Raw genomic sequence first — 16864 nt, 5'->3', positions numbered from 1 at the left:
TGTAAATGGAAGATATACTGGTCGAATTGCAGCAGGTTACAATCGCCTACGGCTCTAAGCCTCACGACACGACTGTCGTCCATGACGTTGGAATCTCGCTCCGCAAAGGAAGCATTCATTGTTTGGTCGGTGAATCGGGTAGCGGCAAGTCGACGCTGGCCTATACGACGGCAGGGCTGTTAGGTAAACATGCCCATATCGAAGCGGGGCAGCTGTCGTTTCCCGGGGGACGGGCTTTAAAGCTTGGGAGCGAAGCGCACAAAAGCTGGACGCGAACGAAGGTGGGGCTGGTCATGCAGGACCCTCTTGAATCGCTTCACCCCCTTTATCGTGTCGGCGCGCAAATGGCTGAAGCCTATTGTTTGGCAGACAGGACCGAAAAGCGGGCCTCAGCCTTGCAAAAAGCGGGAGCTCTGCTCAGACGGATGGGGATAGCGGACTCTGATCGGGTACTTCGGGCTTATCCACACGAATTATCCGGGGGACTGCGGCAGCGCATTGTCATTGCGATTGCAATCGCCAAAAACCCTGACCTGCTAATTTGCGATGAACCGACATCAGCACTCGACGTGACGGTTCAGCGTCAGATTCTGGTTCTGCTGCGTCAGATCGCGAATAGCGGTAAAACGATTTTGCTCATCACCCATGACATGGGTGTAGTTGCACAGGTAGGCGATAGCGTAAGTGTCATGAAGAACGGCTCAATTGTAGAAGAGCAGGACGTATATGCCTTATTTCGCTCACCTTTACACGCATATACGCAAAAGCTGCTGAAGGCTACTCCACGGCTGGACGTACCCTTTTGGAAACAGGAGGATCATCAATGAGTATAGAAGAGAAGCCTTTATTAAGGCTGGAAGGTATAGTCAAGCATTTTACGAGCAGAGACGTTAAGCAGCAGGCAGGCGGTAAGAAATCTGTTGCGGCAGTCGATGGGGTTAGTCTGACGATCCACCGCAATGAGATTATCGCGCTGGTCGGTGAATCCGGCTCCGGTAAGTCGACGCTCGGGCGTATTGCGGTAGGGCTGGAGGTTCCAGACGCGGGGAAGGTCATCTTCCACGATTCGGAATGGTCAGGATCGCGCAAGCAGATTCCGGAAGCATGGAGAGGCAAGCGTCAGATGGTATTTCAAAGTCCACACAGCTCGCTTAATCCCCGGCATACCATTGCCGACTCGCTTGCCGAGCCGCTCAGGCTAGCCGGGTGGGAGCGCTCCCGTACTGAGCGCCGGATTTCTACCATCATGGAGTGGCTGATGCTGCCGGAGAAGGCGCTTGAGCGGTATCCGCATCAGTTTTCGGGCGGCCAGCTTCAGCGTATTGCTATCGGCAGAGCGATAGCGGCCGAACCCGAGCTTATCGTTGCGGATGAGCCAGTTGCGTCACTGGATACTTCTACACAAATTCAAATATTGGAGCTGTTCAAAACAATTCGGCAGGAAACCAGTGTAGCCTGTCTGTTTATTACGCATGGACTGCAGACGGTACGCTGGTTGGCGGATCAGATGGCTGTCATGAAATCAGGCAAGCTGGTGGAGGTGTCGTACGCTGAGACCTTTTTCAGCCAGCCGCAGCATCCGTATAGCCGTTCGTTACTTGAGGCAGTCCCCGTTCCGGACCCGACCCGCAACCGTATTAGCGGAGACGAGGAAGGCGACGGTTAGCACAATTAGGATAAGAGCCTGAGAAGAATGATGCCGCAGAAAACAAGGGTAATGCCGGCTGCTGCAGGAGCAGACAGCCGCTCGCCCAGAAATAGACGGGAATAGAGTACGACTAGAATAACTCCTGCGGAAGAGATAGCCGATACGAGTGCGGCCAGACCTGTCTGAAATGCGGCCAGTAGAAGAAATAGACCTATAGCATTAATGGTTCCTGCCCCCAGGCCGTAGCCGATCGTTTGGGTGGCGGACCAGAGTGTCCTACGCTCACTGTCAAGCGACCGGCCGTTTGAACGGACCTGCAGCCTCCATTGAATAAGTAGCAGAAGGGTGCCGGTAAAGAAGGAAACCGCCAAAAGCTGATGGGATAATGCGCCCGATGTGACGGCTTTTTTGCTTAGCAGATCATTAATACCAAAAGCGAGCATCGCAAGCAGGCCCCACTTGAGGCTTTGCAGTCCTTTCTTGTCGGATCGGGCCGCAATCCTTACTAGAACAACACCTGCGATAATTAGGACAAGTGTCGCCCACTGCGGTCCCTTTAACGACTCTCCCAGCAGCGAGTAGCCGCCGGCTACAACAATTAAAGGGGACAGTGAAGTCATGACGGCGACAACAGAAGGGCTGCCTACAGCCATACCGCGGTACATCGCGCTGTTGCCCATGACCGAGGTGAAGCCGAGAGCAATTCCAAACAAGCATTCCAGGCTCCATGCTTTACCATCGACCAGGCTGGCCGTTGCTGCTACCAGTGTTCCCGTCGTATATATGCCAAGAAGAAACAGGCGGCGGCGGTCAGCCGCTTTATTTGCACTCCATTGATAGACAATTCCCCGTAATCCAAACATCAAAGCGGTTGCTAAAGACAAGAGTAGCCACAAAATCAATAATTCCTTTCTATCCCTGAAGTACGATCATCCTATCATACTAAAATTGAACACCCGGAAAGTAAAATAGGAAAAGATGAATCGTAGCATTAGGATTAACAATATCTGAGATCCGTACGTTCGCGGAATCTCTTAAGAACCCACCAATATGAACACATAAACGGAAGAGATGCCATTTGTTGCTATATTCCTCATAAGAAATAAATCAACAGCCGATAAGGTGTGTATGAAAATAAGCTACAAACGATAGATATCGGGCGCGAATATGGTGGAGAGGGAACCGAGTACAATGAGGAAACAATTGACGGTACTAATCGGCATGATTGTCGTCTTCACCGTCGTTACATCACTATTCATCTATGAATGGCTAAATCCTACGTTTCAATACCCGGAAGCGCGAGGAGGGGTGCTGGACGCCAGACAATGGAATTTTGCGAAGCAAGGCATTGTACCATTGCGGGGAGAATGGGAATTTTATGAGAACAAGCTGCTGACTCCGCAAGATTTCAAGGCTAATGGCAAGGCACTGGAAGAGGAGCGCCGAATCGTTCGTGTTCCTGGAGGCTGGGATGGAGTCGTTTCCACCGGCAGCGGGTATGGTGCGGGTACGTATCGTCTACACATAGAGGTTAGCGAACCGGATTTTTATAGCCTCAGAGCTAAAAAGATTCGCATGTCCAGCCACATCTACATAAACGATTCCGACCTCGGCGGTACAGGAAAACCGGATTTGTCGGCGGATCGATTTATACCTAGCAATCTTCCGATATTCGATACGATCAAAGCGGATACCGGCGACATTGACATCATCATCCAGATAGCCAGCTACCGCTATTTAGAAGGCGGATTGGTGCAAGCGCCGGAATTCGGTTTAACAGATGATGTATTAGCTAGGCGCGATAATTCCCGTCTGGCGGATATGATTGTCATCACCACTTTGCTGGTATTTGGGATTTATTTTGTAGGTATGTTCAAGCAATGGAAAAAGGAGCCCTATCTCGCCTTTTTCAGTTTGTTTTGTTTGTCATCAGGTTTGTTTTTCAGCATCGACAACGAAATCGTCTTGGCGACCCTGTTCCCGACGATGTCTTTCATAACCTTGCAGAAAATGCTCTTTATCCTGTCTTACGTTTCTGTCTTGTCGTTTGCCCTCTATGTCTGTCTGTATCTGGACCAAAAGGGAAGCATGGAATATAAGTGGCTGAGCCGGGTTTCTTATGTATGTCTTGGCTTATTGATTGGGATTCCGAACGAATATTTAGATGATATTCTTTGGCTCGGGATCGTCCTGCAAATGACCGCTTTCGCTTTTATAATTCGCTGGATTTTCCGTAATCGGAATGGCGGATTTCAAGTTTACTATATTTTGTTAGGTTTATTTTTCCTTATCATTAGTTGGGTGTATGCCCAGACACGTTATCAGTTGGCGTTGGACAACCCGTATTATATGATCGTAACTCCGCTGCTTCTCGTTCTATCGCAATCTTTCCTCATGTCGGACCGGGCCCACGAGGCGTTCTTGCGAAACGAGCAGTTGGCTGAGCAACTCATTGCGTACGATCGTCAGAAAGACGAGTTTCTCATCCACACGACCCACGAGTTCAAGACACCGCTGCACGGCATTATTAACCTGGCGCAGGTGGTCATTGATCAGAGCGGCGAAGAGATGACGCAACGGCATCGTGAGAATCTGATCTTCATTATTGCTCAGGCGAACCGCCTGTCTACGCTGGTGAACGATATTATCGATTTTCAGAGCTTGCAGCGCGGAAGCTTGACGTTCCACAACCAGTTCTTCGATGTCAGCGGTACGGTGCAGGGTACGCTTGAAGCACTAAAAATTTTGCGTAGGAACGATCAGGTACAGCTGGTGAATCAGGTGCCTCCGGGGACCATTTATCTGTTCACCGACGAAAATCGCTTGAAGCAAATTCTCGTGAACCTGGTCGGCAATGCGTTGAAATTTACGGAACGGGGAAGCGTGGCGGTGACCGCAGATTCGCGAGATGGCTTACTGCGTCTGAAATTTGTGGACACTGGTACTGGGATGAGCGAGGAGCAGCGACGAGGGCTTTTCAAAGTTGATCTGTACGAAGGCGGAGTGCAGCCGACGTTTTCGGCGTTTCAATCTTCCGGTCTGGGTTTGAAAATATCAAAGGCGCTTGCCGTGCAAATGGGTGGCGATTTGGAACTGAATTGGTCGGAGCCAGGGAGAGGTTCAGAGTTCGAACTGCGACTACCGGAGGCGACGGCAACGCAGAGGGCACTGGGGGTCGCGAGGGCTGAAGCCGCTGTCAGTTTGGAGCCACAGCTGCTGCCCAAAGCAAGCTTGATGACGACGGAGGATACTTCGCCGCATATGGCGGAGCGATCCGGCAAGGTGAAGATTTTGCTTGTGGATGATGATTCCTCCAACATCAAGGTGCTGCAGGAGTTGTTTGCGCCCAGTCGCTATCATGTTCTCACGGCGTACAATGGGGCGGACGCGCTCAAGCTGATTAAGCAACACCGTGGTGATCTATCTCTAGTCTTGCTCGACGTGATGATGCCCGAGCTCTCAGGATATGAAGTGTGCAGACGTATTCGGGAGGAGAACCCGCTCTACAAGCTGCCCGTTTTGCTGCTCACTGTGCGCAACTCGCCGGCCGATATCGCGATGGGCTTCGAGGCGGGAGCCAATGATTTTCTGGTGAAACCGTTCAGCGGCAAGGAGCTGCTGGCTCGGGTGCAGACGCTGCTGCAATTGAAGGAAGCAGTCGAGCAGGCCATTCATATGGAGACGCTATTTCTGCAATCGCAGATCAAGCCACATTTTGTCTACAACGCCTTGAGCGGCATTATTTCGTTATGCTATAGCGACGGCGCGCGGGCAGGCAAGCTGCTGGGCGAATTTAGCAACTATTTGCGGCTCAGCTTTGATCTTGACCCCCGTCATGCGAAGGTCACTCTGAAGCGCGAGTTGTCTCTCACCAAATCCTATATCGAGTTAGAGCAGGCCCGTTTCGGCGCACGCCTGAATGTGGAATGGGATGTGGAAGTCCGAACGAAGATGTTGATACCGGCGTTGATATTGCAGCCTTTGGTCGAAAATGCAATTCGCCACGGCGTAATGAAGCGACTGTCGGGAGGCACAGTGGTCATTCGGGCGAAGCTGGAGCCGCAAGGCTTGCGGATCGCCGTTCAGGACGATGGTGTCGGCATGACCGCAGAGCAACTGAATCGAATTTTTAAGCCGGAGCGGCTGGAGGGAAGCATTGGCCTGATCAACGTACATAAGCGTCTGATGAATGAATACGGGCAAGGCTTGCGAATTGAGAGCATTCAGGACAAAGGCACAACCGTTGCCTTCCTGATTCCTTCCCGTACGGGAACGGTCGGACCGGACGGAGAGGTGGGCGAAGTAAGATGATGAGAGCCATCGTCGTAGACGACGAGCTGTTAGTTGTGGAGCAAATGGATAGAATGCTGGTCAATGCCGGAGTGGAAGTGGTGGGCTACTGCGTTAATCCTCATGAGGCGCTTGGTATGGCGAAAGCGTTACAGCCCGATGTGCTGTTTCTGGATATTGAAATGCCGGAGCTAAGCGGGCTAGAAATTGCTGAACGGGTATATGCGGACAAGCTCGATATGGAGGTCGTGTTCATTACCGCTTACAATCAATATGCGCTGGACGCATTCCGGGTGAATGCGCTCGACTATTTGCTGAAGCCGGTGATGGAAGAGGATTTGCAGCGTTCGCTGGAGCGGGTCGGAACAAGACGGCAGCAACGCGGGGACGCCGTCGACAGCAGCGGGCAACGGACGGCTGTCGCCGAGTTATTTGGCAAGTTCGTACTCCATTTGGATGGTGGCCTGGAGCCGGTTCGTTGGGTAACGGCCAAGTGCGCGGAATTGCTCGCTTATATGCTGCTGCAGCCTTGGGAGAAGGAGGTTAGCAAGTGGGAGCTGTTCGAGGCGCTCTGGCCGACCCAGAATGAGGAGAAGGCGGGCATCAACCTTCGAAGCACGGTTAGCAGAATCAACAAGACGTTACGGGATTGCAGCTCGGGGATGGCGCTGACTTCTGTCAGGAACGGCTACAGGTTGGTTTTGTCCGACGAAGCTCCGGCTGTGGACGCAGCGGAATTGGAGCTATTCGTGCTGGAAGCCGTAGAGCCGGACCCGGATAATCTGACCCATGTTGAGCAGCTCGTTCACCGCTGCAGTCGACCGTTCCTGCAAGAGTTCGACGGCGTCTGGTGCGAGCCTTATCGCAAGCAGTATCGCCAGTATTTCCTGCATCTGGGGAAAAAGCTACTCGCATATTACGAGAAAGCCGAGGCGGAGACGCTCAAGGCGCTGTTGCTGGCCGATCTGCTGGTCGAACACGACCCTTACGACGAATCGCTACGGGAAACGGCTATGAAGCTGAATTATCGCATCGGCGGTTCCCAACGCGCGGCCGTCTACTATGAAGCATACGCCGAGATGATCCGTACCGAGCTGGGAACTTTGCCGGGCGACACGCTTACCGCGTTGCTTCGCGCCTTAAAGCTTTGATCTATATCGCATGAAGGAACCTGTAGTCCAAGAGGGTTCCTTTTTGTTTTGCAACAATTTTGCAACATCGCTTCCGTTATTATGGAGTGGTTACTTAACCGTAACGGCGGATGCCGAGCCTGGCTCTTATACAATCACGGTAACGTCAACGGTGAACACTGGCAAAAAAGGAACGGCGAAGATCACACGGGACTTGAGGAAGAACGACGATCAGGAGAGGAAGATGCAGATTGATCCCGAATATGAATCGAAGAATGGAAAAGAAAAACGATAGATTTAGAAAAACGGCCTATCTATTACTCGCCGTTATCCTATGGATACCGCTTCTAGCGAGCGGGGGCGGCAAGGCTGCTGCAGCGGGGGGGTGGTCGATGATCGACGGAGGCGGTCCTAACGGACTAAACGTAACTTCAACTAATTTGGCGGAATATCCTGCTCTGGCCGCATGGAACGGCGAAGTTTATGTGGCGTGGCAGGAAAAAATCGTGGGCAATAACCCCAATCAAATCAGAGTCAAGAAATTTGACAGCACGGGTTGGAAGAGCGTCGACGGCAACGGTCCATACGGAATAAACATGGCCCCAGGGATTGCTGGAACGCAACCGACTATGGCCGTTTACGACGACGCCTTATATGTCGCATGGGTCGAAGGGGTCACATCGTCTCTCGGTAAAATTCGGGTCAAGAAATATAGCAGCGCAGGCTGGTCTCCAGCCGAAGGAAGTTTGACCGGAATTAACTACGATGGGAACAATGGCGCTAACAGTCCAACTCTGGTCGTATACAAAAATGCTCTGTATGCGTCGTGGATTGAAGCGAGTAAGCTTCGCGTCAAGATGTATACCGGTGGGGAGTGGGCAAGCGTCGACGGAGGCGCGGAAGGATTAAACAAGGATCCGAACAAAGCGGCGGCTTTTCCTGCTTTAGCCGTATTGGGAAATGATTTAATCGCGGTATGGTCGGAACAGTACGGGAGCATTTACCAGCTCAGGGCGAAGAAGTACAACGGTACAAGTTGGACGCCGATCGACGGAAACGGCGTGACCGGATTAAATATAAAGACCGATAAAAGCGCGTATTCCCCGTCGTTAATCGCGGCCGACGGCGACTTGTACGCAGCTTGGAATGAACCGGTCGATGCGACGAATGACGACCAAATTCGGGTGAAGAAATACGACGGAAACGTCTGGACAAGCATTGACGGTAATGGGAAGAATGGAATCAACGTAGATCCTTCTTTCCGAGCCTACCAGGTGAAATTAGCAGTTGTAAATCATGAAGTCCATGCAGTGTGGTCGGAAAACTGGGGTTGGGTTGGTTCTACCGCGGTATTCAAAATTCGCGCGAAGAAGTATAACGGTTCTGTTTGGACGAGCGCAGAAGCCGGCTTAAACGGTTTCGTCGCGGATTCTTCGAAAGCAGCTTTTAATCCTGCCATAACCACACTGAACAATGCGACATTCGTAGCGTGGCAGGAGAAGAACACTTCGGTCGAACAGATTCGGGTAAACTACATGCCGGCTCCGGCCGTCAATAGCGTAACGGTGACGCCCCCGAGTCCCATTAGCCTAGCACAAGGTGGAAGCAAGCAGCTTCAAGCATCGGTAGACGCGCAGGGAGGAGCGGCGACGACGCTCACGTGGACAAGCAGTGACTCAAGCAGTAAAGTGGCGGTAGACGGTACTGGTAATGTAACCGTTGCTGCGGACGCCGCGCCGGGCGATTATACGATTACGGCGACATCTACGTTTGATAATAGCAAAAAAGCGACGGTGACGATTAAAGTCTTGCTTCCTGCCGTTATTAGCGTGTCGTTCTCCCAGGGCAGTGCTAGTATTCAGCAAGGTCTATACAGGCAGATCGGTTTTACAGTAAACGTGGTGGAAGGAACGCCAAAGACTCTCAATTGGACGAGCAGCGACGTTAGCAACAAAGTGGCGGTGAACGGTACGGGTTTAGTGACCGTTGCGTCGGACGCAGTGCCGGGAAGTTATACGATTACGGCGACCTCGACGTTTGATAATAGTAAAAAAGCGACGATGACAATAACGGTCACCGCGGCGCCTGCAGTTAACAGCGTAACCGTCACTCCAGCCACCTACAGCGTCGTGCAGGGCGGAAGCAAACAGCTCGCGGTTATGGTGGATGCCGCGGGAGGAGCTACGACAAATGTAACGTGGTCGAGTAGCGATGCAAGCAATAAGGTAGCGGTGAGCGGCACGGGTAACGTGACAGTCGCAGCTAACGCCGTTCCGGATGATTATACGATTACGGCAACATCGACGTTTAACAATAGCAAAAAAGGGACGGCAACGATTACGGTCACTGCGGCGCCGGTAGCGGAGGCGAGGCCAGCGGCGCAGATAGACTACGCGGCAGAGCAACTGACGGGACTGGTGCCGAATGGCGCATACACCATTAAAGGAACGGCGGTTACTGCGGACAGCAACGGCAAACTGGAGATTGACGGCAGTTGGCTGGGCACAACCGTGAACGTGGTGAAGAAGGGCAACGGTACGACAACGATCGATAGCCTGGCGCAGGCGTTGAGCCTGCCGGCTCGCCCGGCAACGCCAACCGCAGGGAAGACGGACGAGACGTCCATCAACGGCAACGATGGGACGTTGACTAACGTAACTTCGGCAATGGAGTACAAAAAAGGAACAAGCGGCAGCTGGGCGGACGTAACCGGTACGAGCGTGACTGAATTGGAGCCGGATACTTACTCCGTGCGCTTCAAAGCGACGTCTTCGGCATTTGCTTCGCAAGCGCAACTAGTAACGATTTCGACGTTTGGATTATCGCCGGAAGCGACGCCAGTGGCGGTGATCGATTACGCTGGTGAACAATTGACGGGATTGGTACCGAATGCCTCCTACACCATTAAGGGCACAGCGGTGACGGCGAACAGCAACGGGGAAGTGACAATCGACGAAAGTTGGCTTGGCACAACCGTGAACGTGGTTAAGAAGGGCAACGGCACGACATCAATCGATAGTGTGGCGCAGGCGTTGATCCTGCCGGTTCGCCCGGCGACGCCAACCGCAGGGAAAACGGACGAGACGTCCATCAACGGCAACAATGGGTCGTTGACGAACGTTACTTCGGCAATGGAGTACAAAAAAGGAACGGGCGGCAGTTGGCAGGACTTAACCGGAACGAGCTTAACAGGTCTGGAGCCGGATACGTATTACGTGCGCGCCAAAGCGACGTCTTCGGCATTCGCGTCTGTTGCGCAGACGGTAACGATCGCGGCGTTTAACGCGTCTCATGAGTCGACGCCAGTGGCGGTAATCGACTACGCTGGTGAACAATTGACGGGACTGGTACCGAACGCCCCCTACACCATCAACGGCACTGACGTAACGGCGAACAGCGACGGGGAAGTGACAATCGACGAAAGTTGGCTGAGAACAACCGTGAACGTGGTGAAGAAGGGCAACGGCACGACAACGACCGATAGTGCAGCACAGACGATAAGCTTGCCTGCTCGCCCGGCGACACCTACCGCAGGGAAGACGGACGAGACGTCAATTAACGGCAACAACGGGACGTTGACGAACGTAACTTCTTCAATGGAATACAAGAAAGGAACGGGCGGCAGTTGGACGGACGTAACCGGAACAAGCTTAACAGGTCTGGAGCCGGATACGTATTACGTACGCGTCAAAGCGACGTCTTCGGCATTTGCTTCGGAATCGCAGCAAGTAACGATTTCGACATATGGATCATTGCCGGAAGCGACGCCGGCGGCGGGGATCGACTACGCGGCGGAACAATTGACGGGATTGGAGCCGAATGAGACCTACACCATCAACGGCACGACAGTGACGGCGGACGGTAACGGGAAAGTGGCGATCAATGGCAGTTGGCTGGGCGCAACCGTGAACGTGGTGAAGAAGGGCAACGGCACGACAACGACCGACAGCGCAGAGCAGACGTTAAGCTTGCCGGCTCGCCCGGCAGCTCCGGTCGATATTACAGTGACGGATGTCACTTACAACGGAGCGAATGATGGTTCGATTCTCAACTTAAATCTTACGATGGAGTATAAAAAGGGAAATACCGGAACATGGACGAATACATCCGGGACATCGGAAGTCGGGTTGGAGCCAGGCGTCTATTATGTGCGGGTAGCCGCAACGCAAACGGCGTTTGCCTCCATTCCCGCTCAAGTCACCATCCATGACTCGGGTGCAACCATTCCTGCTGCTCCGAATGTGAATGCCGACGATGCAAGCAATGTGATTGTCGGCTTGGACACGACGATGGAATTCTCAGTTGATGGCGGGGCTTACGTCCGATATAACGGAACCAATATGCCCCAGCTTAGCGGCGAGCACACGGTTCTAGTGCGGGTGGCAGCCAGCGGATCTGTTCCGGCGGGCCCGTCTACTACGCTGATCTTCACGACGAATGTTTCCGTCCCAGCTGGCGGTTTGACGGTAACGGCAGGAGATCCGAGTGGCTCGGCAAACGATGGCAAAACCCGGATAACGGTAACGCCTGGTGTTAACGGCGAACATCGGTTGGTCTACTTCAACTTCGGCAGCGGCACAGTAAAAGTACCAAATGTCGGCGACACGCTTAGCGGTTACTCGAACGTACCGAGCGACCTCCTGATCCCGGCGGCGAACGGGGACAAGATCGGCATTGCCGAGGTAGATGCACAGGGCCGAGTCGTGAAGTTTGGTCAAACGGCAGCGATTGTGATCGTCGAGCAGTCGGGGCCTCAGCCTACGAACGGAACATCGACCGATACGAACGAAGAGGCAGTCGACGTGCTGATTAATGGCAAGGTTGAAAATGCGGGTAAAGCAACAACGACGGAATCGGTCGGCATCAAGACGACGACAGTTGTCGTCGATCCGGCTAAGCTAAAGGCGAAGTTGGAATCGGAGGGCGTAAATGCAGTCGTCACCATTCCAGTCAAGTCCGCGTCGAACGTCATTGTTGGCGAACTGAACGGCCAGATGGTTAAGAATATGGAGAATCTGTCAGCGACGCTAGTTTTGCAGACAAGCAAAGGAACCTACACGTTGCCGGCCAAGGAAATCAACATTGACGAAGTAGCCGGCAAGTTCGGCAGCAACGTGAAGCTGGATGACATTCAGTTAAAAATCTCGATTGCGCAAACGTCGGACACGATGGCAAAGGTTGTCAAGAACGCGGAGGCAGAGGGCAAGTTCTCCGTTGTCGTGCCTGCGCTTGACTTCACGGTCACAGGTACTTACGGCGGAAAAACAGTCGAAGTCACGAAATTTAACGTCTATGTCGAACGTATGGTGGCTTTGCCGGAAGGCATTGACCCGAACAAGATTACGACTGGCGTCGTTGTTGAGCCGGACGGAACGGTTCGCCACGTACCGACTAAGATCGTAGTCATCGATGGCAAGCATTATGCTCAGATCAACAGCTTAACCAATAGCACTTACTCCGTCGTCTGGCATCCGCTCGAATTCCTGGATGTCGCGAACCACTGGGCGAAATCCGCTGTTAATGACATGGGATCGCGGATGGTCATTGACGGTACGGGCAACGGTTTGTTCAGTCCTGGCCGCGATATCACTCGAGCTGAGTTTGCAGCCATTCTTGTACGAGGACTGGGACTGAAACTGGAAAATAGTTCAACGGTGTTCTCTGACGTGAAGACTTCGAATTGGTTCAGCAGCGCGATCAACACGGCATATTCGTATAAACTGATTGAAGGGTTTGAGAATGGCACGTTCCGACCGAACGACAAGATTACTCGAGAACAGGCCATGATGATTCTCTCCAGAGCAATGGCGATTACTGGATTGAAGGCAAAGCTGTCCACTCAATCGGATGATACAACACTTCGTTCTTTTAGAGATGAGTTAAACGTATCCGGCTGGGCACACAGCAGTGTTATAGACAGCGTACAGGCCGGCCTTGTATCTGGACGAAGTGCCACCGAGCTTGCACCAAAGGCATTCATCACGAGGGCTGAGGTTGCAACTATTATTCAAAGACTTTTGCAAACATCAGGCTTGATTTAAGTAGAGATTTCACTAAGCGATGAAATAATCATTCAAAATCCCTTCCTAACAAGATCATCGTTGTTGGGAAGGGTTTTTTTGTAAATCGTTAAATCGCAAGCGTGGTGGCTTACGGATGCATATAAAGCTAACAATTGCGAACGATCGGCAGTCCGCATATGTGGAGTGCTTAATATTGATGGTATCGTACTAAAAGGGAAGCTGTAAAAATGTTACAGTACAGATTACAATGGGAGTTGGTATAGAAATAAAATTCGGGGCAAATAGACAGGTGAAAGAGGGGGACTTATGATTTTCAAAAGGGATCTACTGGATAAGAAAAATTTACTTAAAGAAATAGATACACTAGGCTATTCAGATAGAATGAATAGAATAGCATTATTAGGCATTAATCATAATGGATCGATTCAGTATTCAAACTTGCTTTCTTCATTACTGGAGGGTGGTGCCTATGAGGCACATCTTGCATTAACGGGTGCTAGTGTAACACAAGATGCATCTATTGTTTTATTAGCCTTAAAGCATCCTATGGCTTCGGTTAGAAATCATGCAGCAGGTCTTTTGGCCAAAGTGGCTACAGATAGTGATATCGAACGTGAAATACTACATTTATCATATGATTGTCGTCGGAAATTACTACGCAGTATTTCATTAATAAATCGTCAACAATTAGCGGAGCGTTTATTGCCTGTTGTGTATGCCCGATGGGGAGCGAAGGAGACATCGATTTTAATACCCGTATGTAGTAAGGAAACGGCTAGTAAATGGATTGTTGATATTGGATATGTCATAAGAGACTGGGACAAATTAGCTAGTCGGCATCTTGACGTGGTTGCTGAATATTTTAAAACAACGTTAGAAAGCGCGCCACTGAGGCAAAAGGAATATGTGTGGTGGAGGTTTTCATCAGCTATCGAAATGTTATGCCGATTAAAAGCGGATTTGGTTTTAGAATGTGCTATGAATCATGGGCCAATGGGTATCATACATCCTACGCTAAAAAAACATCTTGGCACTTTAGTTCGCATAAATCCTGATGCAGTGTACAAGCTGCTAACACAAATTGAGACGCGAAGCGACCTAATTACTCATGGTGTACCTGCGGGGATTTTAAAAAGAAGAAAATATCTATCAATGGATCAATGGATTGGAATTGCTAAATTACTTGTAGATAGCCCCTTACATTTAGCGAAATTACTACATTGTTTTGCTCCTTCCAGTCGTACAGTGCTTTTTGAGTCGGTATATGAAGAAGAAAAGCGCAAGGAACGAATTTTTCCAGAAACATTACTGAACCAGTTACCGCATACATTACGTGACAAAGAAGCAACCCGAATGCTTGGTCTTCGTGAAATTTATGATAGTCGGGAAAAAACAATTCGTATTAATGCTTGTCGATCTATTCATCATTCAAGAGAGATGCTTGAAAGAGCAGCACAAGTATCGAGTGCAGACGAACGTGCAATTGCACTTGCACAACTGATTAAAAGTACTGCACTATCGAGACAAGGTGTTAATGAGACTTTGGTGTATTTAGGTCGTATAAAAAATGATCAAGATCCAGTGAGATATGCAGTGTTCACAGAGCTTTCAAATAGTCCTGCATCCATTTATACGGATGAGAATATAAAAGAACTTACTTTACTTGTTGATAGTGTGATTGAAGCTAGAGATAGTTCATATGCAACTAAGGCTGCCACTCAAAAATTAGCATTTGTCATTATGCGATACAATGCAGTAAATCCTCAAAGCGAGATTTTTAAGTTCTCTTTAAGAACGATTATTAAACTAGCAAAGCAGAATGGTCACCTAACACTACCATCATTTCAAGAAAGTTTACCTCGAGGTATAGAAAAGATTATATTTGACGAGATTTATCCACTAGTTGTGGAGGCGAACAAAAGAGAAAACTACAATTTTGTAATCAGCTTGGCGAACTCCTTCGGAAAAAGAAGCTTTAACCTATTAAAACTTCAAAATCTATTAAAAGAAGCGACGAAGGCGAATACAGATTCTATAGCCATACAAGCAACAAGACTTTGGCTCGCACCTCATAAAACACGTGATGAAAGAGTCAAGGAATTAATAACTTTGGATAAATCGTTTATTACAATAAATTCAGTGTTCTTGCATCTACATCTAAAACGTCAAGAATGGTTAGATCCATTTATTTCGGGTGCTGCAATTAAAGGTAGGTTTTTATCGGGTAAGACCATTCATCTCGTGCCAGCTATGCATGGGTTTAATAAGTGGTTGCCTCGTCAGCAAAAATCTTTAAGTACCTTATTAGAAACAATCGCATTCGATCCTAAGCGTAGTCTGGTTGAACGTTCAAAAGTTATAAAAACAATGGCTATAATGCCTGATCTTTGCCCAGAAAAGATATTAAAACTTTTGAAGGATGATGAAGTATCTGTAGTAGAAGCTGCACTTTATGCACTTTCATTAGTTGAAGAACCCGAAACGGCACTTCCAATTCTATTGAACAATTTGGATGGAGATAGAGCTCGTGTAGCAATGTACTCGATACCAAGATGCATTCGTAGAGTTAATCCGGTTTTATTGACTTCAATGCTTAAACAACTTTTGGATAGAGACAAACTAAAAATTACGGTTAGAAAAGAGGCCATTAGGCTACTAGGTACATATAGAAGTAGTGATAGCATTCCACTATTAATGAGCGAGCTTGAAAAAACAAATTCACATAAGGATGTAATCATTGCAGTAGGGCATGCAGCGAGGCAGTTTCTAGATGATGAACGTGGATGGAATATTATGAATGCAATGGCTTCTTCATCTCAAAGTGATATTGCAAAAAGTTTATTATTCCAACAACCTAATGAACTTCCGGTAGACTATAGAGCTCAATATTTAGAATTAATTATTAAAATTGCAAGTCATTCAGATGTCGATGTTGGCAGATATGCTTTCAATTGTATGGTAAATTGGACAAATGGAAGCGAAGAAATAATTGCGACTGCCACTGCAAAGACAATTGTGGACTTGGATGATAGCGCTAGATGGGCTGCTGCAATGAACACATTGATAGAAACAGGCCGTGATGGTAAGGTCAATGAGTTTATTATTGAAGTATTTAAGAATTTGGCTGGTGCTAAAATAAGTGATGATTGGCATGCAAATGCCAAAAGAGATCTGCCTCATCGTCAACGTCTCTTGAAATTTATAGACAAGCTGATATCTTTGCCACAGAACACACGTGTAAACCTTACACCTTTGTATAAGGGGATTATTGACTGTCTGGAGTCAAATGATACATTAAAGCATGTTGTAATGAAGTTGTATATAGCATCAATAGATTGGAATAAGTTAGAGGAATCCGTTGATTATCTGAACAGAATTGTATATTGCATTTCAAATCATCCACATCTTTTAGGCGATACATATAAACTGGTTGCGCAAAATTTAAAAAATAGCAAAGGGTATTGGAATCCAGAAGCGGTATTAGAAATTGTTGAAGTAATCTGTTCTGGAGGTAGTAACGAATCTCAGTTTATTGGACTTTCTTTACTTGAAGTTGCGGGAAGCATTTTATTGTGGAGTCCTGAATGTGTTCATCTATTAAAATTATATAGAAATCACGAAAATATTGAGATTTGCTCACGTGCTTTAGACATTTGGATAGCTATAGAATAATTATTCTTAAGCCTATGAGTCTAATAAGCTCATTGGGAACTTCCAAGCCAGGGGCTAATAAATAAGAACCGTAGGCGTATGATTAGTATCATGCGCCTGTG

At 49.2% G+C, this 16864-nt stretch carries 8 protein-coding genes; 7 read left to right on the top strand and 1 reads right to left on the bottom strand.

The window, feature by feature from the left end:
- The first annotated feature begins 5 nt into the window (after window positions 1-5).
- Both KCTCHS21_RS24575 and KCTCHS21_RS24570 read left to right on the top strand, forming a co-directional pair.
- The gene (locus KCTCHS21_RS24575) at window positions 6-827 is read left to right on the top strand and encodes an ABC transporter ATP-binding protein (RefSeq protein WP_130614362.1); all 822 of its coding nucleotides are present in this window, start codon (window positions 6-8) and stop codon (window positions 825-827) included.
- A complete protein-coding gene (locus KCTCHS21_RS24570; RefSeq protein WP_130614360.1) occupies window positions 824-1666 on the top strand; it encodes an ABC transporter ATP-binding protein in 843 nt (280 codons plus the stop codon). Before KCTCHS21_RS24575 ends, KCTCHS21_RS24570 begins: the two co-directional genes overlap by 4 nt.
- A gap of 5 nt (window positions 1667-1671) precedes the next feature.
- Here KCTCHS21_RS24570 and KCTCHS21_RS24565 read toward each other — a convergent pair whose 3' ends face one another.
- Window positions 1672-2532, bottom strand: coding sequence for an EamA family transporter (locus tag KCTCHS21_RS24565; RefSeq protein WP_269472731.1), 861 nt, complete (start codon window positions 2530-2532; stop codon window positions 1672-1674).
- 307 nt (window positions 2533-2839) lie between these two features.
- Between KCTCHS21_RS24565 and KCTCHS21_RS24560 the strand changes: the two genes are divergently transcribed.
- The 5 genes from KCTCHS21_RS24560 (at window position 2840) to KCTCHS21_RS24540 (ending at window position 16763) form a co-directional block, all read left to right on the top strand.
- Window positions 2840-5959, top strand: coding sequence for a hybrid sensor histidine kinase/response regulator (locus KCTCHS21_RS24560; RefSeq protein ID WP_162309372.1), 3120 nt, complete (start codon window positions 2840-2842; stop codon window positions 5957-5959).
- Window positions 5956-7089 carry a response regulator gene (locus KCTCHS21_RS24555; RefSeq protein WP_130614353.1) on the top strand — a complete coding sequence of 378 codons (1134 nt, stop codon included), beginning with the start codon at window positions 5956-5958 and terminating at the stop codon, window positions 7087-7089. The genes KCTCHS21_RS24560 and KCTCHS21_RS24555 overlap by 4 nt, the downstream gene beginning before the upstream one ends.
- 43 nt (window positions 7090-7132) lie before the next feature.
- Window positions 7133-7363 (top strand): hypothetical protein, encoded by a 231-nt coding sequence (locus tag KCTCHS21_RS24550; RefSeq protein WP_130614351.1) that lies wholly within the window; start codon window positions 7133-7135, stop codon window positions 7361-7363.
- Window positions 7344-13109 (top strand): S-layer homology domain-containing protein, encoded by a 5766-nt coding sequence (locus tag KCTCHS21_RS24545; protein WP_162309371.1) that lies wholly within the window; start codon window positions 7344-7346, stop codon window positions 13107-13109. The genes KCTCHS21_RS24550 and KCTCHS21_RS24545 overlap by 20 nt, the downstream gene beginning before the upstream one ends.
- 288 nt (window positions 13110-13397) lie before the next feature.
- Window positions 13398-16763: a HEAT repeat domain-containing protein gene (locus KCTCHS21_RS24540; protein WP_130614347.1), complete on the top strand. Its 3366-nt coding sequence runs from the start codon at window positions 13398-13400 to the stop codon at window positions 16761-16763.
- The last annotated feature ends 101 nt before the right edge of the window (window positions 16764-16864 follow it).

The sequence above is a fragment of the Cohnella abietis genome (assembly GCF_004295585.1).
Taxonomy (GTDB): domain Bacteria; phylum Bacillota; class Bacilli; order Paenibacillales; family Paenibacillaceae; genus Cohnella; species Cohnella abietis.
Note: the sequence above shows the minus strand (reverse complement) of the source record. Positions and strands in the feature narration are given on the sequence as shown.

Bases quoted from the DNA above. Each gene is read 5' to 3' on its own strand.
- KCTCHS21_RS24575 (WP_130614362.1), top strand. From the start codon at position 6: ATGGAAGATATACTGGTCGAATTGCAGCAGGTTACAATCGCCTACGGC.
- KCTCHS21_RS24570 (WP_130614360.1), top strand. From the start codon at position 824: ATGAGTATAGAAGAGAAGCCTTTATTAAGGCTGGAAGGTATAGTCAAG.
- KCTCHS21_RS24560 (WP_162309372.1), top strand. From the start codon at position 2,840: ATGAGGAAACAATTGACGGTACTAATCGGCATGATTGTCGTCTTCACC.
- KCTCHS21_RS24555 (WP_130614353.1), top strand. From the start codon at position 5,956: ATGATGAGAGCCATCGTCGTAGACGACGAGCTGTTAGTTGTGGAGCAA.
- KCTCHS21_RS24545 (WP_162309371.1), top strand. From the start codon at position 7,344: ATGGAAAAGAAAAACGATAGATTTAGAAAAACGGCCTATCTATTACTC.
- KCTCHS21_RS24540 (WP_130614347.1), top strand. From the start codon at position 13,398: ATGATTTTCAAAAGGGATCTACTGGATAAGAAAAATTTACTTAAAGAA.